Origin of the sequence: Paenibacillus sp. A3 (assembly GCF_001399685.1) — a bacterium.
Taxonomy (GTDB): Bacteria; Bacillota; Bacilli; order Paenibacillales; family NBRC-103111; genus Paenibacillus_G.
Map to the genome: position 1 here is coordinate 23468 of NZ_JTHN01000090.1, position 22924 is coordinate 46391.

Consider the following 22924-nt stretch of genomic DNA (forward strand, 5'->3'; position numbering starts at 1 on the left):
CAAGCCATGAATAAGTATCTCGGACTCCTCGCTCTGATAGTAATGATCATGACTGCAGGCTGTACGCAAGCAGAATCTCCAAAAGCTACTGCGGCATCTGAGCAGAGTACCGCGCCGGTTACGACACCGCAAGATACACCAAAAGATGCAGCTAAACAGTCAGTAACTACGAATACAGAGTTTGCTTTTACTAGAGCAAATCAACACCCTGAAAAGGTTCTGAGCGATGTCATTAACTCGGCGAAGGAGACATTAGATGTTGCGATCCACAGCATCACGCATCCGGATATTGTAGCAGCTATCCGGGATGCAAAGAAACGCGGCGTAGCAGTTCGTTTAATTACCGACAAGGCTCAATCCGAAGGAAAGGCGCAAGGGGAGGCATTGAAGATCCTTGGCAGCTCCGGGATTCCGATGAAGATCAACAGCCACAGCGGCCTGATGCACCTGAAGGTGACGATCGCAGACAAGAAGGTCGTAACCACCGGCTCGTATAACTATTCCAAGGCAGCAAGTACAACGAACGATGAGGTCCTGGTCGTAATTCGGGAGGAAGGGGCAGCAAAAACATTTTCAGATGAATTCGAGAAGATGTGGAATGATACGAAGGGATTTAAGACGATTGAGAAGAAAATCGCGAAAAAATAATTAACGAAACTCCCGACCTGAATGGTTTGGGAGTTTTGATTTTAAAAACAATTTGTTTGATAAACCATAGCTCTGAGTAGGATAGCTGATGGTTGTTCAAGTTAGATCTAAAACTTTGAAAATGATGTCCATAACCAGACAAAAAACTCCCAAGAAGAATAGGGTTATGCCATGCCTCTTAAGTTTTTTCCTTAGTCGCTGTTCGTATTGTTGGTCTGTTTCTCCGGGCTGCTGCACTCCTTTAACTACTTTAATATTGTAAGATTTTCTGAAAGAGAGAAAAAAATACATAATGCCGGCAATTATTAATAACAAAGCAATAATTAATAACACGATGTACCTCCTCGTAGAATAAATACCAGCAATATAATATCGGCATCCAAAGAGTTTATATTTACCCTGTATTTTCAAAATTAATGAGTAATTTATGCAAGATGCCTCGTTTTATTAGCCTTATTATTTCAAAATTTTTCCGACGGTTGATTTGAAACTATAAGCCTACTCCCAGAGGCATATTTACGTATAAATATTTAAAGGTAATATTAAACTATGAATCCATAATTTACATCAATCGTTTGCGGAACGCAGGAACACGGGCAAGGCGCCGTCCGTTTCCGATATAACGTATGCAGCTTAACGATTTCAAATCCGAAGATGCGGGAGGGTGTTTGAGATGAGCTTTAGTTTTCAAGGGCAAGGGTTAAAAAAGGTATTCGCAATACTTCTGAGTGCAGTTTGTTTCACGGGCTTGGGCACAAGGGAAGCTTTGGCATGGCCCTATCAGACCTATTGGGATTGCAGCGATAACCTTTATGACTGTCAAGCGGCCGATCTGGTGCCCGGACTTGCACAGTACGCGCACACTGTTCACCTCAAGGTTCCCGAAGGGAAAGTAATTTCATACCATTACAAGGATGATGGAACGGAAGAACCCTTTGAGCATTCATACACGGAAATTATACTTTCATATCTCAATGATAAGGGTCAAGTAGAACAAGTTGCTTCTTTCAATGTCCGTAGGGGGGACGAGGCCGGAGGAGAGCTGATTGCGCCGAAATCAAATTCGTATTATCTTACTATGCAATGTTATCAGAGAGGTTGGGAGGAATGTAGCGGCTCAGGTTACTTACGCACATTGAAATGAAATGATACGGCCTGGTAAACGGGGTGCTCTGCTGTCAATGATACGAAATGTATCTATTTGCGATATCTAAAATGGTTTTCGGTACGATCGTTCTCTCGTGTATACGGATGATATTACGGTCAGTTCATTCATTGTCTCCAAAACAAATGGATCATAAATATCATGCCGCTGCCAATACAGGCTGGTACAGTGTTCTTCTTTTAAAATTGTCTATACTTTATTTTTAGAAGGGAGATTTATATGAAAAAGATTGTATTTTTGGCCTTGCTGTCGGCTTATATGTTGATACCGTAGAAGATGTATACAAGAACGAAAACGATGTTCCGGAGGAACTTGAATTCTGGTATGGTAAGTGTAGTGGTATTTTGAAAAAATATAAACAACGTTATGGCCACAATATGGTGGTTGGGTTGGTACGTATAGAGGGTGGCTTTATTACCCGGAGACATGATCAGCGAGGTGAGATCCGGGAGGCAGAACCCGCCTATCGTAATATGGAAGAAGGACGACTGCGTCTGGGACAGAAAAAGAAGTAAAACGCCCTACTGGGACGATGCAAATTGCTGTTACTGGCAGCAGTTTTGCGACGTCCATTTTTATTATCTTATCTGCTTCCCCAATAAAGCGGCCAGATATTAAACAATCCCTTAATTAATCAAGGGGTGTTAAATAAAATCGGGGCCCGTCTCACGACGAGCCCCTTTCATGGGAGAGGAGAAACCGGACGAAGAGCTTATGGGGAACGTAAGTCTTCTCCGCGGTTGTCTACGACATTTTCGGATGTCGATGATATAAGGATGATCCTTTTTGCAGAAAGATATACATCCGCTGGCAAAATTTTTTTGGATTTTTTGTGCAAAAGATTCCGTTTGTGATACGATATCAATATTAAGTTGGCGGAAAGAAGGCTATACAGCATGAGAGTCATATCGGGAAGTGCCAAAGGGCGGCCGCTGAAGGCGGTACCGGGCATGGGGACCCGGCCCACGACGGACAAAGTGAAAGAAGCGGTATTCAGCATGATCGGTCCTTATTTCGACGGCGGACAAGTGCTGGATTTGTTTGCGGGCACGGGCGGGCTGAGTATCGAAGCGTTGAGCCGGGGGATGGACCGCGCCGTGCTCACGGACGTTGACAAAAAAGCCATCGACACGATTCGCCACAATCTTCAGGCGACCGGGTTGACGGAGCGGGCCGAAGTGTACCGCAATGATGCGATGCGTGCGCTCAAAGCGCTTTCCAAGCGGGAAGCGCGTTTTGATCTGGTGTTTTTGGACCCGCCGTACAAGCTGAAGGTGATCGGAGAGCTGCTGGAGGAGCTGCAGCAGGGCGGATTGCTGGCCGACGGGGCGCGGATCGTGGTCGAGCATGACACGGAGGACCGCCATGAGGGGGACTTCGGGAAGCTCGAGTGGCTGAGGCGGGCCGAGTATGGGGATACGGCCATTACGATTTACCGCACCCGCTCCGAGGGTAAAGAGATTTAAACTCGACAATAGAGGGAGCTGACTGTACCAATGAATCCGATTATCGAGATTGGCGATCAACCCGGGATGCGGGTGGCTGTGTATCCCGGCAGTTTTGACCCGGTGACGAACGGGCATCTGGATATTATTCATCGCGCAGCTAAGGTGTTCGATAAGCTGATCGTCGCCGTGCTCAACAATACGAGCAAAAATCCGCTGTTTTCCGTGGAGGAGCGGACGGAGCTGCTGCGACAGGTGACGAGAGACCTACCGAACGTCGAGATCGACAGCTTCCGGGATTTGCTCATTAATTATATGAAGCAAAAAAACGCGCATCTCATCGTCAGAGGACTGCGCGCGGTTTCCGATTTTGAATACGAGCTGCAGCTGGCCTCCACCAACCGCAAGCTGTGTGAAGACATCGAGACGTTCTTTATGACGTCGACGCCGAAATACTCGTATTTAAGCTCCAGCATTGTGAAAGAAATTGCCCGTTTCCATGGGCCCGTGGTTGATCTGGTTCCGCCGGAAGTGGAGCGGGCGTTACGCGGCAAATACGGCAGCGGAAGCTTGTAGTTCGGAAGAGAAGAAAAGCTTACCGCTGATGGCGGCGGCGATGGAAGAGAAAAGCGGCAAATACCGAAAGCACGAGCAGGACAAGCAGCATCGTGCCGAACTGCAGCATCATCGGGCTGACCAAGGGCCACAGACTGTCGCGCTCGAAGGACCAGCCGCTGCGGACCGCGGTATAGTGCGCAAGCACGGGCTGCTCTCCGCCCAGCGAATCGGTGAGCGGCTTCCAAGTCAAGCAGGTAAGCACAAAAGCAATCCCGCCATGCTCAAGCCGGGAGCGCAGAAATCGCAGGTAGCGCAAGTCGGAAGCCGCAGTCAAGCTTTTGACCTGAGCGTGCGTGGACAAGCCTCCCCACGAGAGCAGCAGACTGAGCAGCGCAAACGGCAAAGCCGACGAAGCTGCTTCTGTATATTGCGACAAGGCATACGCTCCGAGATGCGGTTCGAAAAAGCCCGCCAGAAGCGCTTGGGCAAGCGCCAGAGCGTTGTCTCGGCTAAGCCCAAGTGCGGAGGCGAGGGAAGCGGCAGCGGAGACAAGTCCCGAAAGCGAAACGGCGTGAAGCAGGACGGAGAACATCATCATGCACCCGCCGATCAAAAAAAGCTGCTGAACGCTTGTCGTCACCGAATCTCCCAGCAACTTCCCGAACGTCCGGCCGTCGCGCGTCCGGGCGTCTTGAAATGCGTCGAAGCTCCGGCTGAGCCATCCTGGGCCACCTTTGACCCGCGTTTTCGTTTTCGGCAGTGGATGAGGTACCGGGGCGCTGCGAAAGCGGTGAAGCATGGCCAAGAGCAGCGTAGAGGCATAATGGATGACCGCAAGCACAAGTCCGGCGGTCGCGCTTTGCAGAAAGCCGACGCCGACCACGCTTACGAGGAAGACCGGATTTAGCAGGTGAGAGACCGAAAGCAGCCGTTCTCCTTCGTCGCGGGTCAGTGTGCCATCCTTTCGAAGCTGGCCCACGGCTGCGGCACCGGCCGGCATGCCCGCAGTGAAGCCGAGCGCGACGATCCAGCCGGCGACTCCCGGGAGCCTGAATAAAAGGCGGAGCAGCGGCTCGAGCAGTACGCCAAGTCCGTGCAGCACGCCCATGCCGCGCAGCAGCTCGGTAACGATCAGAAAGGGCAGCAGGGCCGGGAAGACCAGCTTCCACCAGAGCTGCAGCCCTTGGAGCGACGAGCGAAACGCTTCGTCGGGAAATGCGATGATGCTAACGACAAGAGCAAGCGCGGCGGCGCCGAGCAGCAGCGTCGTAAAGCGCGGGGAGAACAGAACCTGTAACCGTTGCATCCGATTCATCACTCCAGCTTGGGTTAGTGGTACATGTTTACGCTTTGTCCGCATGGAATAGACCTGGCAGGCGTACGCTACCTATAGAGATACGACATTTGCGAACGGCCGGGGGGACAGCTATCAATGGGAGAGGCTAGACAAATGAAACGCGCGTCACGCGTCGTTTTTTCCGTTTTTACAGCGATAGCGCTTTTGTACGTTGTTTATTTTATGCCTTTGCCGCTCTACATTTTTAAACCGGGGACGGCTGAGGACATCCATCCGATGGTTCACGTCAAACAAGCCTCGGAGGAAAAAGGCAAGTTCATGCTGACCACGGTGCAGGTGGCCGACGCAACCGTATTCGGCTATTTGATGTCTTACATCCGGCCCTACGAAGAGCTGCGCCTGAAGCGGGAGCTGCTCCGCAACAATGAGACCGAGGCGGAATATTCGCGGCGGCAGGAAGTGGTCATGATCACCTCGCAGGCCGATGCGATTCAGGCGGTGTATAAACGGCTGAACATTCCTTACCATATCAGCAAGGATGGCGTCGTCATCCAGCAGGTGTATCCGAATGTCCCGGCGCATGACGTGCTTCGGGCCGGCGATACGATCGTGAAAATCGACGACAAACCGATTCAAACGATGGAAGAGGTGCGAGGCGGTGTCACAGGCAAAAAAGCGGGGGAGACCGTCTCGGTCAGCTACAAGCGCAAAGGCGTAATCGAGACGAAGGATATTGCTTTGGCCGCGCTGCCTGCCGACCCAAGCGCACAACCGGCAAACGCCGCACCCGCAGCTTCGCGGGTCGGGCTCGGGGTCGTATTGACGGAATTGCACAGCGTGAAAGCCGAGTCGGAAGAGCAGCAGGTCACCATTCAAGCGGGAGACATTGGAGGGCCGTCGGCGGGCCTGATGTTTTCGCTGGAAATTTATAACCGGCTGGCGCCCGGCGATATTACAAAAGGCTACAAGGTTGCGGGAACCGGAGAGATCGATCCGGAAGGCCATGTCGGCGTCATCGGGGGCATTCAGCATAAAATCGTAGCGGCCGACCGGGCGGGTGCCGAAATCTTTTTCAGTCCCACAGATTATAAAGCTCCGACCGGGCAGACAATCCCCAATTATTCGGACGCGAAGAAGCGTGCCGACGAACTGGGGACCAAGATGACCGTCGTTCCGGTGGCCACGATGGACGAGGCTTTGGACTATTTGGCGAAGCTGCCGGCGAAACCGGGAAGTTAAGTATTAATCGGTCACAACGACCGGCGGTTCATAGTAATCCGCGAACCAATCGCGGGGAGTAGGCGTCTCATATCCGAGCGCATAGACAGAGGTAGCGCGGATATCCATCGCGAGCAGCGGCGAAAGCGTGTCCGTTACTTTGGTGACGACGGGGACCTTCGCCGTTGTTTTCATTCGTCGGAGCAGCTCTCTTCCTTTCGGACGGAAGCCAAGCACGCGCAGGTACGGCACACCCTGGCCGAGTGTTTCGGCGGAGAGCTCTTCTTTGGTGTGATTCAGCAAAATGCGCAGCAAGGTGCGCTGCAGCTTGGTCCGCGTATAGCGCTTCGTTTTGAGTCGGTCCAGCAGTGAAGCGACACAGCCCTCGTCAGGAGCTGTTGTCTCGGTCAGTGCCTGCCGGATGCGGTGCTCCAACCCTTCCGTGACCTCATGGAACGTCGCTAGCTGCTCCGGAGTATGGTGCATGAGCTGCAGCAGCAGCGGCTTCGCAAAGCGCTCCCAATCGACCGGCGCGCGTCCGGCTTGCCATTCCCGCTCCAAAATATCCAGCGTCGGCACAGGCGCATAAGGGCGGAGGGCGTGCAAAGTACGTTCCTCAAAGAGCAGCTTGCGCAGAGCGGTAGCGCTTGCAATACGCCCGTCCGTGATGTCGGTCTGATTGTATTCGGCTTTCGTCCTTGCAATCGTTTGCGGACGGATGCCGCTGCGAAGCCGCCGCAGGGCGATCAGATAATGCAGCCCGAGCGTATTGTTCGGCTTGGCGAGTTTGCTTTCGTCCGCGCCCGGTACGAGCTGCGCTACGGCGCGGCTGTAGGCGGCCGGATACGGGACGCCGGCTTTCAGCTCCTGCTGCAGCAGCTCCCGCAGCGGAGCGGGCTCGTCCTGCAAGACATCGGCTGCCGCTTCGAGCCAACCGATGTCGCCGCTTTCGCTGCCGAAGCAGAGGCTGTCGACGAGCCCGGTAGCGTCGAGCGCGGAGACGGCGCCGAAGGCGAACCATTCCGCCGGCTGGGCGCTATAGGCGACCGGCAGCTCCAGGACGAGGTCGGCTCCCATGCGGAGCGCCATCTCGGCCCGCGCCCATTTGTTCACGACCGCCGGTTCGCCGCGCTGAAGAAAGTTCCCGCTCATGATGCAAATCGCGCTGTCTGCTCCCGTTACCTTTTTCGATTGTTGGTAATGATAGTAGTGACCGTTATGCAGCGGGTTGTATTCGACGACAAGGCCGACGGTTGACATGCGGACGATTCCTCCCGGTTAGGGTTTCAAGCTTCTTTTGCCATGAACGATTATGATTAATCACTATAGCATGAACTGAAAATGTTGACAAAACGGAACCGAAGTCGATATAATAATCTTTGTTTGTTTGGGGTGATACTCATGTTTATACATTTGAAAGATTTGGCATCCAAAGGCACGATCCGGATCGAAGGCACGGAAGATATGACAGACATTCTGCCGAAGTCCGGAAGTCTGCTCGGGTACGGCCCGCTGCAGGTGCGTTTGGAAGCTCGGGACAAGGCCGGCACGGCCGAAGTCACCGGCGAACTGGACATCGATGTGGAGCAATCGTGCTCGCGCTGCTTGTCCCCGGTCGGACAGCATTTGACGATTCCGTTTCATGAGACGTTTGTGAAAGGCGAAGAGCAAGAGCTGGAAGAGTCCGAGGATGAGGACCAGGACGAGGAAGACGTGCTGTATGTCTCCGAGGACCGGTTTGAGCTGAAGCCCTATTTGGCGGAAAGCGTCCTGATGGCGCTGCCGTTCATCCCGCTGTGCAGTGAAAATTGTCAAGGACTGTGTCCCGTGTGCGGAACGAACCGGAACGAGAAGGCTTGCGAATGCAAGACGGAGAAGGTGGACCCGCGTTTGGCCGGACTTGCGGATTTTTTTAAAGACCGATCGTAACCAGGAACGCAGGCTGAATTCGTTGAAGGAGGTGGGAAATATGGCAGTACCTCAAAGGAGAACATCCAAAACGCGCCGCGACAAGCGTCGTACTCATTTTAAATTGGAAGTACCGGGCATGGTAAAGTGTGACAATTGCGGTGAATTGAAATTGGCTCACCGAGTTTGCAAGGTTTGCGGTCAATACAAAAAAAGAGAGATTATTAGCCAATAATCTTCCTGCAGACAAAAGAGATAGTACTCCACCTTTAGGTGCAGTGCTATTTTTTTTGTCTGCCTGCGCTTCCCTTTTCAAGCAGAATCCAGTATACTTTGCTTTGTGACTTGGTCATAAGAGATAGTGCCATGTCATATGCATCAGGTGGGGACCTCCCTAGTTCAAGCTAAAAAAGGTGGTGCTCGTTATCGAACGCCTTCCGAAACGACAGCGCCAGCAGCAGTTGGCCAAAGCGATCGAAGAAAACCCGTTTATTACGGATGAAGAGCTGACGAAGCTGTTTCAAGTCAGCATCCAGACGATCCGTCTGGACCGGCTCGAGCTGGGCATTCCCGAGCTGCGCGAGCGGATGAAGCTGATGGCGGAACAATCGTACGATCAGGTGCGTTCGCTTCCGCTGCATGAAGTCATCGGGGATGTCATTGATCTGCAGCTCGACAAGAGCGGCATTTCCATGTTCGAAATTCGAGAAGAGCATGTGTTCTCCCGGACGAAAATCGCCCGGGGTCATCATATATTTTCTCAGGCCAATTCCTTGGCCGTTGCGCTGATCAACGATAAGGTGGCGCTGACCGCCGCTGCGGACATCCGCTTCGTACGGCCGGTCAAACTGCAGGAGAAGTGCATTGCCAAGGCTTATGTCCGTTCGATCTCCAAAGGCAAGGCGAAGGTCGAAGTTTTTACATACGTCGGAGACGAAGTAGTATTCCAAGGGAATTTCATCATTTATCATGCGAGCAAAGATCGGCATGAAGGAGGAGAGCTTCATGCGGATAGCGATTGACGCGATGGGCGGAGACCATGCGCCGCAGGCAGCGGTGGATGGGGCGATCGCGGCGGCCGAAGAATGGCCGGATACGACGATTGTGCTGGTTGGAGATACAAGCGTGCTGGAGCCATTGCTTCAAGGCAAGAAGCTTGCGAATCTGGAGTTGAGACACGCAAGCGAGACGATCGAAGCGGATGACGAGCCGGTGAAAGCGGTGCGACGCAAAAAAGACGCTTCGATGGTCGTCGCCGGCCGTATGGTGAAGGAGCAGGAAGTAGGCGCCATGATCTCGGCGGGCAATACGGGAGCGTTGATGACGACGGGCCTCCTGGTCGTCGGCCGGATCAAAGGGATCGAGCGTCCGGCGCTTGCGCCGATGCTGCCGACGGTTGACGGGGAAGGGATTCTTGCGCTCGACCTCGGAGCAAATATGGACGCGACGGCGGAGCATCTGGTGCAGTACGCCATCATGGGCAGCTTGTATCGAAGCAAGGTGCACGGAGTGGCCGAGCCGCGCGTCGGTCTCCTTAATGTGGGCACGGAAGCGATGAAAGGCAACGAGCTGACGAAAGCGGCTTTTCCGCTGCTTGAGCAGGCGCCGATCCGCTTCATAGGCAACGTGGAGTCGCGCGACGTGCTCCGGAAGCCTTGCGACGTCATCGTATGCGACGGCTTTGCGGGGAATATTATGCTTAAATCGATGGAAGGGGCGGCCTCGGTCATCTTTTCCGTCTTAAAAGAACAATTTATGCGTACGTGGTACACGAAGCTTGCGGCGGCGGCGGTGAAGAAGGGCCTCAGCCAATTCCGCAAAAAAATGGATTACACCGAACATGGCGCAGCGCCTTTGCTGGGCATTAACGGTCTGGTGCTCAAAAGCCACGGCTCGTCCAACGGCGTAGCTTTTAAAAATGCGGTGCGTCAAGCCCGGGTCGCTTTGAAAAACGATTTGGTCCGCAGCATTTCTGCGGAAATCAGCAACGGGAGCGAGTAATTATGAATAGCAGCTTAAAGCCTGTAGGCATTCTCGGAACGGGAAAATATGTGCCTGAGAAGGTACTGACCAATTTCGAGCTGGAAAAAATGGTGGACACAAACGACGAATGGATCGTCACCCGTACCGGCATCCGCGAACGCCGCATTGCTTCCGCGGAGCAAGCATCGTCGGACTTGGCCTATGAAGCTTCGAAAATCGCCCTGCAGAACGCGGGCATCGCGCCGGAAGAGATCGATTTGATTATCGTGGCGACCGTTACCCCGGATATGGCGTTTCCGTCGACGGCATGTATTTTGCAGGACAAGCTGGGGGCCAAAAAAGCGGCCGCCTTCGATCTGTCGGCAGCTTGCTCGGGATTTATCTACAGCTTGGCCAACGCCGCGAATTTCATCGCCACCGGAACGTATAAATATGCGCTTGTCGTAGGCGCGGAGTGTTTGTCTAAAATTACGGACTACACTGACCGGAACACATGTATTTTGTTCGGAGACGGTGCAGGCGCGGTCGTGCTCGGAGAGGTGCCGGAAGGCCGCGGGTTTAAATCGTTCGAGCTTGGCGCGGACGGCGCGGGCGGCACGCTGCTGAACGTCGCTGCTGGCGGCTCCCGCTGCCCGGCATCGCCGCAGAGTCTGGAAGGCAAGCAGCATTTCATCTACATGGCCGGCAGCGAGGTGTTCAAATTCGCCGTCCGCATTATGGGAAGCGCCGCGGAAGAGGCGCTGCGCAAGGCGGGAATCGACAAGTCCGAGGTGGATTTGCTCGTGCCGCATCAGGCGAATATCCGCATCATTCAGTCCGCGCTGCAGAAGCTGAATTTGAGCGAGGACAAATGCATGATCAACCTGCACAAATACGGCAATGTGTCGGCAGGATCGATTCCGATCGCTCTTGCGGAGGCAGCGGAGTCCGGACGGGTCAAAGAAGGCGACTGTCTGGTGCTTGTCGGCTTCGGCGGGGGCTTGACTTGGGGGGCTTCCGTCTTGGTGTGGTAGACGGGAGACCTTTCCGGTAACCAGGATTGAATATAGCTTCGAGCAGGAGCGGCCTTTCCGGTTCGTTCGGAAGGTCGGCAGTCGGTAATAAAGGAGAATCGGATATGGGGAAAATCGCATTCGTATTCCCGGGTCAAGGGGCCCAGGCGGTAGGGATGGGGAAAGACGTTTATGAAGCGGATGCCGCCGCGCGGGGCATTTTTGAATCGGCCGACAAGGCGCTCGGCTTCCCTCTCACCCGCATCGTCTTCGATGGTCCGGAGGAAGAGCTGAAGCTTACCGTTAATACACAGCCTGCGCTGCTTACAACCAGCATAGCCTATCTGGAGCTGTTTCGCGCGCGCCATGGCCTTCAGCCGGATTATGCCGCGGGGCACAGCCTTGGCGAGTACAGTGCTCTTGTGGCTGCAGGCGTGCTGAGCTTTGAAGACGCAGTCCGTACGGTACGCGCACGCGGCGAGTTCATGGAGCAGGCGGTGCCGAGCGGACAAGGCGCTATGGCAGCCGTGCTCGGCGCCGAGCGCGAAGTGCTGCGGCAGCTGTGCTCGGACGTCAGCGGGCAAGGAACCGTCGTCGAGCTTGCGAACCTGAACTGCCCGGGGCAGATCGTTGTTTCCGGCAGCAAGGAAGGGGTGCAGGCCCTCGTTGAACGCGGCAAAGAAGCTGGCGCGAAACGCGTGATTCCGCTTGAGGTTAGCGGGCCGTTTCATTCCTCGTTGATGAAACCCGCTTCCGAGCGTCTCGGCGGCGTGCTGGAATCCGTCGAAATGAAAGCGGCGGCCGTTCCGGTCGTAGCCAACGTGACGGCGCTGCCGGTGCAGGAGCCGGCGGAAATTAAGCAGCTGTTGATCGATCAAGTACATTCCTCCGTACTGTGGGAAGACAGCGTGGCATGGCTGCTCGGACAGGGTGTGGACACGTTTGTCGAAATCGGCAGCGGCACCGTTCTGGCAGGTCTGATCAAGAAAATCGACCGCAGTGCGAAAGTGTATTCCATCAACAGTCTGGAAGCCATCGAGAAATTTCAGCTGGAAACGACGGAATAAACGATTATTCATGGGAGGGATTAGCGCATGCTAACGGGTAAGGTAGCACTGGTTACCGGCGCCTCTCGCGGCATCGGTCGGGCCATCGCCATCGGTCTCGCGGAAGCGGGGGCCGATGTGGTCGTCAACTACGCGGGCAGCGAAGCGGCGGCGGCGGAAGTTGTGCAAGCCATCGAAGGGCTGGGACGCAAGTCGTTTAAGGTGAAAGCGAACGTCGGTTCCGTGCAGGAAGTCGATGAGATGTTCAAGCTCGTCCTGGAAGCGTTCGGCCGGATCGATATTTTGGTCAACAACGCGGGAATTACGCGGGATAACCTGATTATGCGCATGAAGGAAGAGGAGTTCGATCAAGTGATCGAGACGAATCTGAAAGGCGTATTCAACTGCGTAAAAGCGGCTACGCGCCCGATGATGAAACAGCGTTCGGGACGGATCATCAACATCTCGTCCGTTGTCGGAGCGATGGGGAATGCCGGTCAGATGAACTATGTAGCCGCCAAAGCCGGCGTCATCGGTATGACCAAATCGGCGGCGAAAGAGCTTGCTTCGAGAGGTATTAACGTCAACTGTGTGGCTCCCGGTTTTATCGAGACCGATATGACGGACAAGCTCGCTGAAGACCTGCGCTCGCAACTTGCGTCGCAAGTTCCGCTGGCCCGCTTGGGCCAACCGGAAGACATTTCCAAAGCGGTGATATTTTTGGCGTCCGACGATTCGTCCTATATGACGGGGCAGACGCTTCATGTCGACGGCGGCATGTATATGTAGCGCGGCTTGCGGCAACAATGGGCGGAGGTGCGGGCACTTGCATCGCACTGCCAGAGTTGCCGCAAAAATTGAATTTTTTGGCGAAAATAGTTTTTTTTCGCACTAAACGAGGCTTTACTATGGCATTTTGTCCATAAGTTAAGTATAATACCAAAGAGGAGGTGAACCGGATGTCCGACGTTTTGGATCGCGTAAAACGCATCGTTGTGGACCGTCTCGGCGTTGACGAAGCGGAAGTGACCCTTGAGGCTTCTTTTAAAGATGATTTAGGTGCCGATTCTCTCGATGTCGTGGAATTGGTTATGGAATTGGAAGATGAGTTTGATATGGAAATCTCTGATGAAGATGCAGAGAAGATCACTACTGTAGGTCAAGTAGTTGAGTACATAAAATCTCATACGTAAACGCATAAGTCCCGTTTTTCTTGGATAAACGGGACTTATCTCCATTCCATGCATAACTGCGCGCACCAGCGAGCTTGACCCCTTACGAATGAAGTACATAACGAAGGTTATTTACGATAGAGGTGAATTACAGCATGAAGCAAAGAGTCGTTATTACGGGTCTCGGCGTGATGTCCGCGCTTGGACGCGATCTTGAAACCTTTTGGGGCAATCTGCTGTCCGGAAAGTCCGGCGTCAGCGCGATTGAATCGTTTGACGTCAGCGAATATCCGACACGGATCGCCGCAGAAATTAAAGATTTCAATCCGGAAGATTATTTTGACAAAAAAGAAGCCCGCCGCATGGACCGCTTCGTGCAATTTGCCGTAGCCGCCACTATAACGGCCTTGAAGGATGCAGGGCTGAATGTCAAAGAAGATACCGATCCGGAACGGGTCGGCGTTTATGTCGGCTCGGGGATCGGCGGCTTGTCGACTTGGGAAGAGCAGCATAAAATTTTGCTCGAAAAGGGACCGAAGCGGGTCAGCCCGTTCTTTATTCCGATGATGATCGCCAACATGGCGTCAGGGCAAATCTCGATGATTACGGGAGCCAAAGGACCGAACAGCACGGCCGTTACCGCCTGTGCGACAGGTACGCACTCCATTGGAGACGCCTTCAAGACGATCCTGCACGGCGATGCGGACGTCATGATCTGCGGCGGCGCGGAAGCGACGATCAGCCCGACGGGCGTTGCAGGTTTTTGCGCGCTGCGCGCCATGTCGACCCGCAACGACGAACCGGAAAAAGCGAGCCGTCCGTTCGATACGGATCGCGACGGGTTTGTCATGGGCGAAGGCGCCGGCATTCTCATTCTGGAATCGCTGGAGCATGCGCAGAAGCGTGGAGCCCGCATTTACGGCGAAGTGATCGGCTACGGCATGAGCGGAGACGCGCATCATATGACCGATCCGGATCCGGACGGCGCTGCCCGCTGCATGGTCAAAGCCGTCAAAGACGCCGGCATTCCGTTTGAAGCGATCGATTATATCAACGCGCACGGCACTTCGACGCCGATCGGCGACAAATCGGAGACGACCGCGATTAAGCAGGCGTTCGGCGAACACGCTTACAAGCTGGCTGTCAGCTCGACGAAGTCGATGACGGGTCACTTGCTTGGCGCAGCGGGGGGCGTGGAAGCGCTCATCTGCGCACTGGCCTTGAAGCATGGCGTTATCCCGCCGACGATCAATCTCGACAATCAGGATCCCGAATGCGATCTGGATTACGTGCCGAATACGCCGCGCCCGTCCGATCTGCGCATCGTGATGTCGAACTCGTTCGGCTTCGGCGGCCACAACGCAACGGTCATCCTGCAAAAGTACGAGGCTTAAGGGCATAGACTTCACGGCGTTGGCTAAACTATAACATTGTTTCGTGGAGTTGGTTGTACGTATTCAATCTCCACGAAACAAATTGCTTATACGAAGGTGATTAGATATGCATCGCAACTTAAAACAGCTGCAAGCGGACCTGGGGATTTCGTTCCGGCGTCCCGACCTTCTACGGCAGGCATTTACGCATTCTTCCTACGTGAACGAACATCGCATCGGCCAACACAAGGACAACGAGCGGCTGGAGTTTCTCGGCGACGCTGTCTTGGAGCTGACCGTATCGGAATATTTGTTCGACAAGTATCCGGACCGCACGGAAGGCGAATTGACCAAATTGCGGGCCTCCATCGTCTGTGAGCCCTCGCTCGTCGGCTTCGCCGAGCAGCTCGAATTCGGATCTTATGTGCTGCTCGGCAAAGGAGAGGAGCTGACCGGCGGTCGAACCCGTCCGGCACTGCTCGCAGATGTGTTCGAATCGTTCATCGGTGCGCTTTACTTGGATCAAGGTTTGGAGCCGGTGCGCGCTTTTCTTAGCCGCCATATGTTTCCGGGCCTGCCTCAGCAGGGGCGTCTGTTAACGGCGGATTACAAAACGATTCTGCAAGAGCATACCCAGCAGCATAATATGGGCCCACTGGAATACAAAATCGTAGATGAACGCGGACCTGCGCACGAGCGGGAGTTCGCGGCGGAAGTATATCTTCATGAGGAAATGCTCGGTCGGGGACTCGGCCGCTCCAAGAAGGAAGCGGAGCAGCATGCGGCCGCCGAAGCGCTCACGAAGCTGGAGGTCAAGGTGGAACAGCCATAAAGCAAGTTCGCAGAAGGTGACGGCCGTACAGCGGGCCGTCGCTCTTTTTTTTGCAGGAGAACGTGACTGTTTGTCGAAAACCGGCATCGATCCGGTCAGAAATAGCAAGTCACATCGCAGCTCTGCGTGTAGATCGACGGACTGCTGTTGCGGACGGTATCTACTATAGGTCCGGAATATGGTACAATAGCCGTAAGAGGTGAGCCAAGTTGTTTTTGAAACGTATCGAGCTCTCGGGCTTCAAATCGTTTGCCGATCGGACCGAGATGGAGTTCGTTCAAGGAATTACGGCGGTAGTCGGGCCGAACGGCAGCGGAAAAAGCAACATCTCCGACGGCATCCGCTGGGTGCTTGGCGAACAAAGCGCCAAGTCGCTGCGCGGAGGCAAGATGGAAGATATTATTTTCGCCGGAAGCGATGCCCGCAAAGCCGTCAATTACGGCGAAGTTTCGCTGACGCTCGATAATGCGAGCCAGTCGCTGCCGCTGGATTACAGCGAAGTGACGGTCACCCGGCGCGTGCATCGCAGCGGGGAAAGCGAATATATGATCAACAAGCAACCCTGCCGGCTCAAAGATATTACCGAGCTCTTTATGGACACGGGAATCGGGAAGGAAGCTTACTCGATTATCGGGCAGGGGCGTATCGAAGAAATATTGAGCACGAAATCGGAGGACCGCCGAGGCATTTTTGAAGAAGCTTCGGGGATCGTCAAATATAAATCGCGCAAGCGCGAAACGGAAAAGAAGCTGCAGGAAACGGAGCAAAATTTGCTGCGCATCCACGATCTGGTGTCGGAGCTGGAAGACCAGCTGGAGCCGCTGCGCGTGCAGTCAGAGAAGGCAGTGCGCTTCAAAGAGCTGAAAGAAGAGCTCAAATCGAGCGAGATCGCGATGTATGTCCATCAGATCGAGCAAATTTACGCAAGCTGGACGGAGACAAACGCACAGCTTGAGAAGCTTCGCGAATCGCAGCGCGAATTGTCCGGCGTGATCAGCAAGCAGGACGCCGAGCTGGAGAAGGAACGCTGGGAAACGCGGCGGCTGGAGGAAGAGATTGAAGGATTGCAGCAGCATTTGCTTCAGCTCAGTGAAGATTTTGAGAAATGCGAAGGCCAGGGCGAGGTGCTGAAGGAGCGGAAAAAAAATTACGCTTCCAATAAAAACCAGATCCGGCTTGCCGTCGTCCAGCAGGAGCAGCGAGTGCTTGATAAAGAGGCTGAAATTGCGCAGTTGCGCGAAAAAATCGCCGCCATCGGAGCGGAGCTTGCGGAGACGCAGGCCAAGCTGAAAGCCGAGGAAGACCGGCTGCTTGGCGTGACGGGGGGCATCAGCAGCGCGGAGGAAGAGCGGCTGAAGGGCGAACTGCTCGAAGTGCTGAACGATTCCGCCAATGCCCGCAATGAAGCGAGGTATGCCGAGCAGCAGCTTGAAGCGCTCGGCCGCCGGCTGGACCGGCTCGACGACGAGCACCGCAAGTGGCAGGAGCAGCAGGAGAGCATCGCAGAGCGCAAGGCGGCTCTGGAGAAGAAGCTTGAAGAAGCCGTGGCCGCGATCGCGGAGGTACGGAATCAGTATCTGGAGCTCAGCCAAGGATTGAAATCGAAGCAGACGCTTTCGGAAGAGGCGCAGGCTGCCGTCCGCAAGTGGGAGCAGAAGATCGATTCCATGGTGTCGCGGCGCGATACGATGCGCGAGATGGCGAACGATTATGACGGCTTTATGCATGGGGTCAAGGAAGTGCTGAAGGCGAAGGACCGCGGCGATCTGCGCGGCATTCGCGGCGCGGTGGCCGAGCTCGTCAAGGTGCCAGCCCATGTGGAGGTCGCCATGGAGACGGCGCTGGGCGGTGCGCTTCAGCATATCGTCGTGGATAACGAAGCGAACGGCAGGGATGCGATCGCCTTTCTAAAGCGCCGTCAGCTCGGCCGGGCGACGTTTCTGCCGCTGGACGTTATTCGCAGCCGGTCCATACCGGAAGGTGAACAGCGTCAGATTCAAGGAATGGAAGGCTTTGTCGGCATAGCCGTCGATTTGGTGCAATTTGAAGATACGTACCGGCAAATTGCCGGCAGCTTGCTCGGCAATGTCATCATTGCGAATACGCTGGAGGTTGCTAACCGGATCGCGGCCCGGGTGCAGTACCGGTACCGCGTGGTCACGTTGGAGGGCGATGTCGTCAACCCCGGCGGCTCGATGAGTGGGGGCAGCCAACAAAAGAAAACGACCAGTCTTCTGAGCCGCCAACGGCAAATTGAAGACATGGATAAGGACATTTCGCTGTCCGAAACCCAGTTGAAAAGCTTCCGGGCCAAAGCGGAGGAGCTGCGCCGCGAAATCGGCGAAACGACGCGCAAGCTGGACGAGCTGCGGGCGGAAGGCGAGAACCGGCGGGTCGAGGAGCAGCAGATTCGAGCTTCGCTTGAGCCGTTGGAGCATGAAGCGAAGCAGGTGGCCCAGCAGCTTGCGCTGTACGGCGCCGACGGCGAAACGCTGGCGGCCGAGCGCAGCGATCTGGAGCGCCGTCGGACGGAAGCTCTCGAGGCGCAGGAGCGGCTGCAGCGGCAGGAGGCCGAGCTGCAGCAGGCGATCCGCGACGCCGAAATCCGCCGTAAGGCGAGCGAGTCGGAGAAAGAGGAGCTGCAAACGCAGCTCACGGATCTGAAGGTGAAGGTGGCGGCGCAATCGCAGGAGAAGCAGTCGCTGCACGAGCAGGAGCGCCGTTCCCGCAATGAGCTGGAGACGATCAAACACGAGCTGGAAACGAACTGCGAGCTGGAGCGGCAGCTCGACTCGGACATGGCGAATCATGAGCAGGAATCCGTGCAGCAGATCGAGCAGCTTAACGATTTGAAGCTGAAGAAGCAGCAATGCGCGGAGCAACTGGATATGAAGCGCGCGGAGCGGGCGCAGTGGATGGCCAAGCTCGAAGCCGAGGAAAGCAAAACCAAAGAGCAGCGCACCCAGCTGAGGCAGATCGAAGAACAGCTCCATCAGACGGAGGTTCGGGTGAACCGCTTGGACGTGGAGCTGGAGAACCTGCTCAAGAAGCTCTCCGAAGATTACGAGCTCAGCTATGAGCTGGCGAAAGAGCGCTATCCCGTACCGGAGGATGTTCCGGGCACCCAAAATAAAGTTCGCGAGCTGAAGCGCGAAATCGCCATTCTCGGGGAAGTTAACCTCGGGGCGATTGAAGAGTACCAGCGTGTTAACGAGCGATACTTGTTTTTGGCGGAGCAGAAGAACGATCTGGTGGAGGCCAAAACAGCGCTTTATCTCGTGATCCGCGAGATGGACGAGGAGATGGGAAGACGATTCCGCTCCACGTTCGATGCGATCCGTTCGCATTTTGTCGTCGTTTTCGGGAAGCTGTTCGGCGGCGGCCGGGCCGACCTGATTTTGTCGGAGCCGGACAATTTGCTTGATACGGGCATTGAGATCGTAGCGCAGCCTCCGGGCAAAAAGCTGCAAAATCTGCAGCTGCTTTCCGGCGGCGAACGGGCGCTGACCGCCATTGCGCTGCTTTTCTCGATCATCCGGGTCAAGCCCGTGCCTTTCTGCGTGCTCGACGAGGTCGAAGCGGCGCTGGACGAGGCGAACGTGACGCGCTTTGCCGAATATTTGCGCGAATTTTCGATGTCGACGCAATTTATCGTCGTAACGCACCGCAAAGGCACGATGGAGGAAGCCGACGTGCTGTACGGTGTGACGATGGAAGAGGGCGGCGTATCGAAGCTCGTATCCGTCCGTCTGGAAGAAGACGAGGCCATTATGGAAGCCGGCTGATGCCGATATATTGAGATTGAGGTAGGTGCCCCGTGAGCTTTTTTAAACGACTGAAAGAAGCGATTTCGACCAAAGCCGAAACGGTGACGAATAAATTCAAGGAAGGCTTGGCCAAAACGAGAGACGTGTTTGTTGAGCGCGTAGAAGATCTGTTCTCCCGCCGCAAAAAAATCGACGAGGATTTTTACGAGGAGCTGGAGGAAATTCTGATCGGCGCCGATGTGGGCGTAAACACCGTGCTGAAGCTGATCGAGGATCTGCGGGCCGAAGTCCGCAAACGCAAAATCGAGAACCCGAGCGAGCTGCAGCCGATTTTGTCCGAGATGCTGATCGCGCTGCTCAAAGGGCAGGAGCAAACCGGGCTGCGCATGGCCGAGTCCGGCCTCACGGTTATTTTGTTCGTAGGCGTCAATGGCGTCGGCAAAACGACGACAATCGGCAAAATGGCGCATATGCTGAAATCCCAAGGCAAAAAAGTGCTGCTTGCCGCCGGAGATACGTTCCGTGCCGGAGCCATCGAGCAGCTGGAAGAATGGGGACGCCGCGTAGGCGTCGACGTGATCAAGCAGCAGGCGGGCTCGGACCCGGCGGCGGTCATGTACGACGCGCTGCATGCGGCCAAATCGCGCGGCGTGGACGTGCTGCTCTGCGATACGGCGGGCCGGCTGCAGAACAAGGTCAACCTGATGGAAGAGCTGAACAAAATTTACCGCGTCATCCGCCGCGAGGTGCCGGAAGCGCCGCATGAGGTGCTGTTGGTGCTCGATGCGACGACCGGACAGAACGCTCTGCAGCAGGCGAAGCTGTTCGACGAAAAATCCGGTCTGAGCGGCTTGGTGCTGACCAAGCTGGACGGAACGGCCAAGGGCGGTATTGTCGTCGCGATCCGCCAGGAGCTGAAGCTGCCGGTCAAATTCGTCGGCCTTGGCGAGAAGATGGACGATCTGCAAGCGTTCGACTCCGATCAGTTCGTGCATGCGCTGTTCAGCAAATGGATCGCTGAGTCGGAAAAGGAAGAGGAAAAAGCCGGTCAATAAGCCGGCTTTTTGCCGATCATTTTTAGGGTGGGCCTTGTCCGTTTTTGCTGCTGTATCTATGCTTTTGACCTGACAAGGAGAAAAGCTTGACATCCCTCTTCAATTTCAGTATGATAAGTGAGGTTGATTTGCTGTAAAGTGTTTTACCTTAACGGGGGTGAGGCACGAATGACGGAGGAACATGTCCTTCAAAAGACGAATCGGATTAATCTGCTGTTCGATTTCTATGAGCGGCTGCTGACGGAAAAGCAGCAAATGTTTTTGAAGCATTATTTTCACGACGATTATTCGCTTGGCGAGATCGCATCGGAATTCAGCATCAGCCGTCAAGCGGTTTACGAACATATTAAAAGGGCCGAATCGGTACTTGAGGATTATGAAGGCAAGCTGCGGCTTCTGGAGAAGCATGAAGAACGGCTGCGGCTTCTGCGGCAGCTTGAGGCGCTTAGCGGCGGTCTGCCGGAGCCTCAACGTATGGAGATTCAGGCCGTCATGGAAAAGCTTAACGAATTGGACTAACATATTCCCTCCGGAAGGTGGTGACGACCTGTGGCATTCGAAGGACTATCCAGCCGGCTGCAAAGTGTATTCAGTAAGCTTAGAGGTAAAGGCAAGCTGACCGAGGACGATGTAAACGAAGCGCTGCGGGAAGTACGGCTTGCGCTCCTTGAGGCGGATGTCAACTTTAAGGTCGTCAAGGAATTCATCGCCAAGGTGAAGGAACAGGCGATCGGACAAGAAGTGCTGCAAAGCTTTACCCCGGCGATGGTTGTCGTCGATATTGTAAATAAAGAGCTGACGGCCTTGATGGGCGGGACGCAAAGCAAGCTGGCGCGGGCGAACAAGCCGCCGACGGTCATTATGATGGTCGGTCTGCAGGGCGCAGGGAAAACGACGACGACAGGCAAGCTCGCGAAGCTGCTGCTCCAGCAAAATCATCGGCCGCTGCTGGCGGCAGGCGACATTTACCGTCCGGCTGCGATCAAACAGCTTCAAGTGCTGGGCGAGCAGTTGAAGGTTCCGGTGTTCTCGCTTGGGGACAAAGTAAGCCCGGTCGAGATTGCGAAGCAGGCGCTGCAGCATGCGAAGGATCATAACAACGATTATTTGATCGTCGATACCGCGGGTCGTCTGCACATCGATGAAAGCTTGATGGACGAATTGAAGCAAATCGTCGAAGCGGTCAGCCCCGACGAGATTTTGCTGGTAGTCGACGCGATGACAGGGCAAGATGCCGTCAACGTGGCCGAAAGCTTCCATAAGCAGCTTGAGCTGACGGGCGTCGTGCTGACCAAGCTCGACGGCGATACGCGCGGGGGGGCGGCGATTTCGGTCAAAGCCGTCACCGGCTGCCCGATCAAGTTTGCCGCGATGGGCGAGAAGCTGGATGCGCTCGAACCGTTCCATCCGGAGCGGATGGCTTCGCGGATTCTCGGCATGGGCGATATGCTCACCCTGATCGAGAAAGCGCAAGCGAGCATCGACGCGGACAAGGCGAAGGAAATGGAACGCAAGCTGCGTACCGCGGAATTCACGTTTGACGACTTCCTGGAGCAGATGGAGCAGGTCAAGAAGCTGGGTCCGCTGGACCAACTGCTCGACATGCTGCCGGGCGCAGGCAAGATCAAGGGCATGAAGGACGTCAAGGTCGACGATAAGCAAATGGCTCGCGTCGCCGCGATCGTCAAGTCGATGACCAAAGAAGAGCGGCAGAATCCGGATCTGCTCAGTCCGAGCCGGCGTAAGCGTCTGGCTGCGGGCAGCGGCAATTCCGTGCAGGATGTCAACCGGTTTATCAAGCAGTTCGAAGATATGCGCAAGATGATGAAGCAGTTCTCCGGCATGATGGGGCCCAAAGGGGCCAAACAGCTGAAGAACCTCAAGAAGCTCGGACGCGGGATGAAATTCCCGTTTTGAGATAAACGATGTTTAACTCTATTGGGGAGGTGATATACATGGCAACTCGCATTCGTCTGAAGCGTATGGGCGCTCACAAAGCTCCTTTCTACCGCGTGGTGGTTTCGGATTCCCGTTCCCCGCGTGACGGTCGTTTCATTGAAGAGATTGGCACATACAATCCGGTTGCTCAACCAGCCGTTGTGAATATCGACGAGGAAAAAGCACTGAAATGGCTCCAAAATGGTGCGCAAGCTTCCGATACAGTTCGCAGCCTGTTCAGCAAAGCTGGCATTTTGACAAAATTTCACGAGTCTAAGCTGCAGAAGTAATCTGTAAGATTCGGAGGGTACGATGAAGGATCTTATTACCGTTATCGCCAAGGCGTTGGTGGATCATCCTGAAGAAGTACGCGTGAATACGGTCGAGGACGACCGCAGCATTACGTTTGAGCTGTCGGTACACCCTGACGATGTCGGCAAGGTAATCGGCAAGCAAGGTCGTATTGCCAAGGCGCTTCGCACCGTAGTCACATCCGCTGCAGTGAAAGAACCGAAACGCGTTTCGGT

At 54.9% G+C, this 22924-nt stretch carries 24 protein-coding genes; 21 read left to right on the forward strand and 3 right to left on the reverse strand.

Annotation, left to right across the window (positions count from 1 at the left end):
* Positions 1 to 6: 6 nt before the first annotated feature.
* Complete coding sequence (locus QJ48_RS14035) at positions 7 to 648, forward strand: phospholipase D-like domain-containing protein (RefSeq protein WP_054974191.1); 642 nt, start codon at positions 7 to 9, stop codon at positions 646 to 648.
* A 96-nt stretch (positions 649 to 744) separates the two neighbouring features.
* Here the strand turns inward: QJ48_RS14035 and QJ48_RS14040 are convergent, their stop codons facing one another.
* Complete coding sequence (locus QJ48_RS14040) at positions 745 to 981, reverse strand: hypothetical protein (protein WP_054974192.1); 237 nt, start codon at positions 979 to 981, stop codon at positions 745 to 747.
* Positions 982 to 1321: 340 nt separating this feature from the next.
* On the opposite strand from QJ48_RS14040, the gene QJ48_RS14045 reads away from it, so the two are divergent.
* The 3 genes from QJ48_RS14045 (at position 1322) to coaD (ending at position 3834) form a co-directional block, all read left to right on the forward strand.
* Positions 1322 to 1792 (forward strand): hypothetical protein, encoded by a 471-nt coding sequence (locus QJ48_RS14045; RefSeq protein ID WP_054974193.1) that lies wholly within the window; start codon positions 1322 to 1324, stop codon positions 1790 to 1792.
* Between the two features lie 917 nt (positions 1793 to 2709).
* A complete protein-coding gene (gene rsmD, locus QJ48_RS14050; protein ID WP_054974194.1) occupies positions 2710 to 3279 on the forward strand; it encodes a 16S rRNA (guanine(966)-N(2))-methyltransferase RsmD in 570 nt (189 codons plus the stop codon).
* A gap of 30 nt (positions 3280 to 3309) precedes the next feature.
* Entirely contained in the window at positions 3310 to 3834 is a 525-nt protein-coding gene (gene coaD / locus QJ48_RS14055) for a pantetheine-phosphate adenylyltransferase (RefSeq protein WP_054974195.1), read from the forward strand.
* Between the two features lie 19 nt (positions 3835 to 3853).
* Here coaD and QJ48_RS14060 read toward each other — a convergent pair whose 3' ends face one another.
* Positions 3854 to 5122 (reverse strand): nucleoside recognition domain-containing protein, encoded by a 1269-nt coding sequence (locus tag QJ48_RS14060; protein WP_054974196.1) that lies wholly within the window; start codon positions 5120 to 5122, stop codon positions 3854 to 3856.
* A gap of 144 nt (positions 5123 to 5266) precedes the next feature.
* Here QJ48_RS14060 and QJ48_RS14065 point away from each other — a divergent pair, with 144 nt between their 5' ends.
* Positions 5267 to 6352 (forward strand): SepM family pheromone-processing serine protease, encoded by a 1086-nt coding sequence (locus QJ48_RS14065; protein WP_237762910.1) that lies wholly within the window; start codon positions 5267 to 5269, stop codon positions 6350 to 6352.
* Positions 6353 to 6355: 3 nt separating this feature from the next.
* Here QJ48_RS14065 and QJ48_RS14070 read toward each other — a convergent pair whose 3' ends face one another.
* Positions 6356 to 7591 (reverse strand): nucleotidyltransferase, encoded by a 1236-nt coding sequence (locus QJ48_RS14070; RefSeq protein WP_054974198.1) that lies wholly within the window; start codon positions 7589 to 7591, stop codon positions 6356 to 6358.
* A 141-nt stretch (positions 7592 to 7732) separates the two neighbouring features.
* Here QJ48_RS14070 and QJ48_RS14075 point away from each other — a divergent pair, with 141 nt between their 5' ends.
* The 16 genes from QJ48_RS14075 to QJ48_RS14145 all read left to right on the forward strand — a co-directional run.
* Entirely contained in the window at positions 7733 to 8260 is a 528-nt protein-coding gene (locus QJ48_RS14075; protein WP_054974199.1) for a DUF177 domain-containing protein, read from the forward strand.
* A gap of 40 nt (positions 8261 to 8300) precedes the next feature.
* Entirely contained in the window at positions 8301 to 8474 is a 174-nt protein-coding gene (gene rpmF / locus QJ48_RS35915; RefSeq protein WP_010501119.1) for a 50S ribosomal protein L32, read from the forward strand.
* 178 nt (positions 8475 to 8652) lie between these two features.
* Entirely contained in the window at positions 8653 to 9261 is a 609-nt protein-coding gene (fapR, locus tag QJ48_RS14080) for a transcription factor FapR (RefSeq protein ID WP_010501116.1), read from the forward strand.
* Entirely contained in the window at positions 9245 to 10240 is a 996-nt protein-coding gene (plsX, locus tag QJ48_RS14085) for a phosphate acyltransferase PlsX (protein ID WP_054974200.1), read from the forward strand. Before fapR ends, plsX begins: the two co-directional genes overlap by 17 nt.
* A gap of 2 nt (positions 10241 to 10242) precedes the next feature.
* Positions 10243 to 11235 (forward strand): beta-ketoacyl-ACP synthase III, encoded by a 993-nt coding sequence (locus QJ48_RS14090; protein ID WP_054974201.1) that lies wholly within the window; start codon positions 10243 to 10245, stop codon positions 11233 to 11235.
* Positions 11236 to 11339: 104 nt separating this feature from the next.
* Complete coding sequence (fabD, locus tag QJ48_RS14095) at positions 11340 to 12281, forward strand: ACP S-malonyltransferase (protein ID WP_054974202.1); 942 nt, start codon at positions 11340 to 11342, stop codon at positions 12279 to 12281.
* A 27-nt stretch (positions 12282 to 12308) separates the two neighbouring features.
* Complete coding sequence (gene fabG / locus QJ48_RS14100) at positions 12309 to 13049, forward strand: 3-oxoacyl-[acyl-carrier-protein] reductase (protein WP_054974203.1); 741 nt, start codon at positions 12309 to 12311, stop codon at positions 13047 to 13049.
* A 170-nt stretch (positions 13050 to 13219) separates the two neighbouring features.
* Complete coding sequence (gene acpP, locus QJ48_RS14105; protein ID WP_010501107.1) at positions 13220 to 13453, forward strand: acyl carrier protein; 234 nt, start codon at positions 13220 to 13222, stop codon at positions 13451 to 13453.
* Positions 13454 to 13587: 134 nt separating this feature from the next.
* Positions 13588 to 14826 (forward strand): beta-ketoacyl-ACP synthase II, encoded by a 1239-nt coding sequence (fabF, locus tag QJ48_RS14110; RefSeq protein WP_054974204.1) that lies wholly within the window; start codon positions 13588 to 13590, stop codon positions 14824 to 14826.
* Between the two features lie 106 nt (positions 14827 to 14932).
* Positions 14933 to 15637 carry a ribonuclease III gene (rnc, locus tag QJ48_RS14115; protein WP_054974205.1) on the forward strand — a complete coding sequence of 235 codons (705 nt, stop codon included), beginning with the start codon at positions 14933 to 14935 and terminating at the stop codon, positions 15635 to 15637.
* A gap of 209 nt (positions 15638 to 15846) precedes the next feature.
* Positions 15847 to 19422, forward strand: coding sequence for a chromosome segregation protein SMC (smc, locus tag QJ48_RS14120; protein WP_054974206.1), 3576 nt, complete (start codon positions 15847 to 15849; stop codon positions 19420 to 19422).
* Between the two features lie 32 nt (positions 19423 to 19454).
* Positions 19455 to 20459: a signal recognition particle-docking protein FtsY gene (gene ftsY / locus QJ48_RS14125; protein ID WP_054974207.1), complete on the forward strand. Its 1005-nt coding sequence runs from the start codon at positions 19455 to 19457 to the stop codon at positions 20457 to 20459.
* A gap of 168 nt (positions 20460 to 20627) precedes the next feature.
* The gene (locus QJ48_RS14130; protein WP_054974208.1) at positions 20628 to 20978 is read left to right on the forward strand and encodes a putative DNA-binding protein; all 351 of its coding nucleotides are present in this window, start codon (positions 20628 to 20630) and stop codon (positions 20976 to 20978) included.
* A 30-nt stretch (positions 20979 to 21008) separates the two neighbouring features.
* Positions 21009 to 22376 (forward strand): signal recognition particle protein, encoded by a 1368-nt coding sequence (ffh, locus tag QJ48_RS14135; RefSeq protein ID WP_054974209.1) that lies wholly within the window; start codon positions 21009 to 21011, stop codon positions 22374 to 22376.
* Between the two features lie 38 nt (positions 22377 to 22414).
* The gene (gene rpsP / locus QJ48_RS14140; protein WP_010501096.1) at positions 22415 to 22687 is read left to right on the forward strand and encodes a 30S ribosomal protein S16; all 273 of its coding nucleotides are present in this window, start codon (positions 22415 to 22417) and stop codon (positions 22685 to 22687) included.
* Between the two features lie 22 nt (positions 22688 to 22709).
* Positions 22710 to 22924 (forward strand): KH domain-containing protein (locus QJ48_RS14145; RefSeq protein ID WP_054974210.1); only part of this gene is annotated, 215 nt, incomplete at its 3' end.

Bases quoted from the DNA above. Each gene is read 5' to 3' on its own strand.
- QJ48_RS14075 (WP_054974199.1), top strand. From the start codon at position 7,733: ATGTTTATACATTTGAAAGATTTGGCATCCAAAGGCACGATCCGGATC.
- plsX (WP_054974200.1), top strand. From the start codon at position 9,245: ATGCGGATAGCGATTGACGCGATGGGCGGAGACCATGCGCCGCAGGCA.
- rsmD (WP_054974194.1), top strand. From the start codon at position 2,710: ATGAGAGTCATATCGGGAAGTGCCAAAGGGCGGCCGCTGAAGGCGGTA.
- rpmF (WP_010501119.1), top strand. From the start codon at position 8,301: ATGGCAGTACCTCAAAGGAGAACATCCAAAACGCGCCGCGACAAGCGT.
- QJ48_RS14130 (WP_054974208.1), top strand. From the start codon at position 20,628: ATGACGGAGGAACATGTCCTTCAAAAGACGAATCGGATTAATCTGCTG.
- QJ48_RS14060 (WP_054974196.1), bottom strand. From the start codon at position 5,122: ATGCAACGGTTACAGGTTCTGTTCTCCCCGCGCTTTACGACGCTGCTG.
- acpP (WP_010501107.1), top strand. From the start codon at position 13,220: ATGTCCGACGTTTTGGATCGCGTAAAACGCATCGTTGTGGACCGTCTC.
- QJ48_RS14065 (WP_237762910.1), top strand. From the start codon at position 5,267: ATGAAACGCGCGTCACGCGTCGTTTTTTCCGTTTTTACAGCGATAGCG.
- QJ48_RS14070 (WP_054974198.1), bottom strand. From the start codon at position 7,591: ATGTCAACCGTCGGCCTTGTCGTCGAATACAACCCGCTGCATAACGGT.
- coaD (WP_054974195.1), top strand. From the start codon at position 3,310: ATGAATCCGATTATCGAGATTGGCGATCAACCCGGGATGCGGGTGGCT.
- rpsP (WP_010501096.1), top strand. From the start codon at position 22,415: ATGGCAACTCGCATTCGTCTGAAGCGTATGGGCGCTCACAAAGCTCCT.
- rnc (WP_054974205.1), top strand. From the start codon at position 14,933: ATGCATCGCAACTTAAAACAGCTGCAAGCGGACCTGGGGATTTCGTTC.
- fabD (WP_054974202.1), top strand. From the start codon at position 11,340: ATGGGGAAAATCGCATTCGTATTCCCGGGTCAAGGGGCCCAGGCGGTA.
- QJ48_RS14045 (WP_054974193.1), top strand. From the start codon at position 1,322: ATGAGCTTTAGTTTTCAAGGGCAAGGGTTAAAAAAGGTATTCGCAATA.
- QJ48_RS14035 (WP_054974191.1), top strand. From the start codon at position 7: ATGAATAAGTATCTCGGACTCCTCGCTCTGATAGTAATGATCATGACT.
- fabG (WP_054974203.1), top strand. From the start codon at position 12,309: ATGCTAACGGGTAAGGTAGCACTGGTTACCGGCGCCTCTCGCGGCATC.
- fabF (WP_054974204.1), top strand. From the start codon at position 13,588: ATGAAGCAAAGAGTCGTTATTACGGGTCTCGGCGTGATGTCCGCGCTT.
- QJ48_RS14090 (WP_054974201.1), top strand. From the start codon at position 10,243: ATGAATAGCAGCTTAAAGCCTGTAGGCATTCTCGGAACGGGAAAATAT.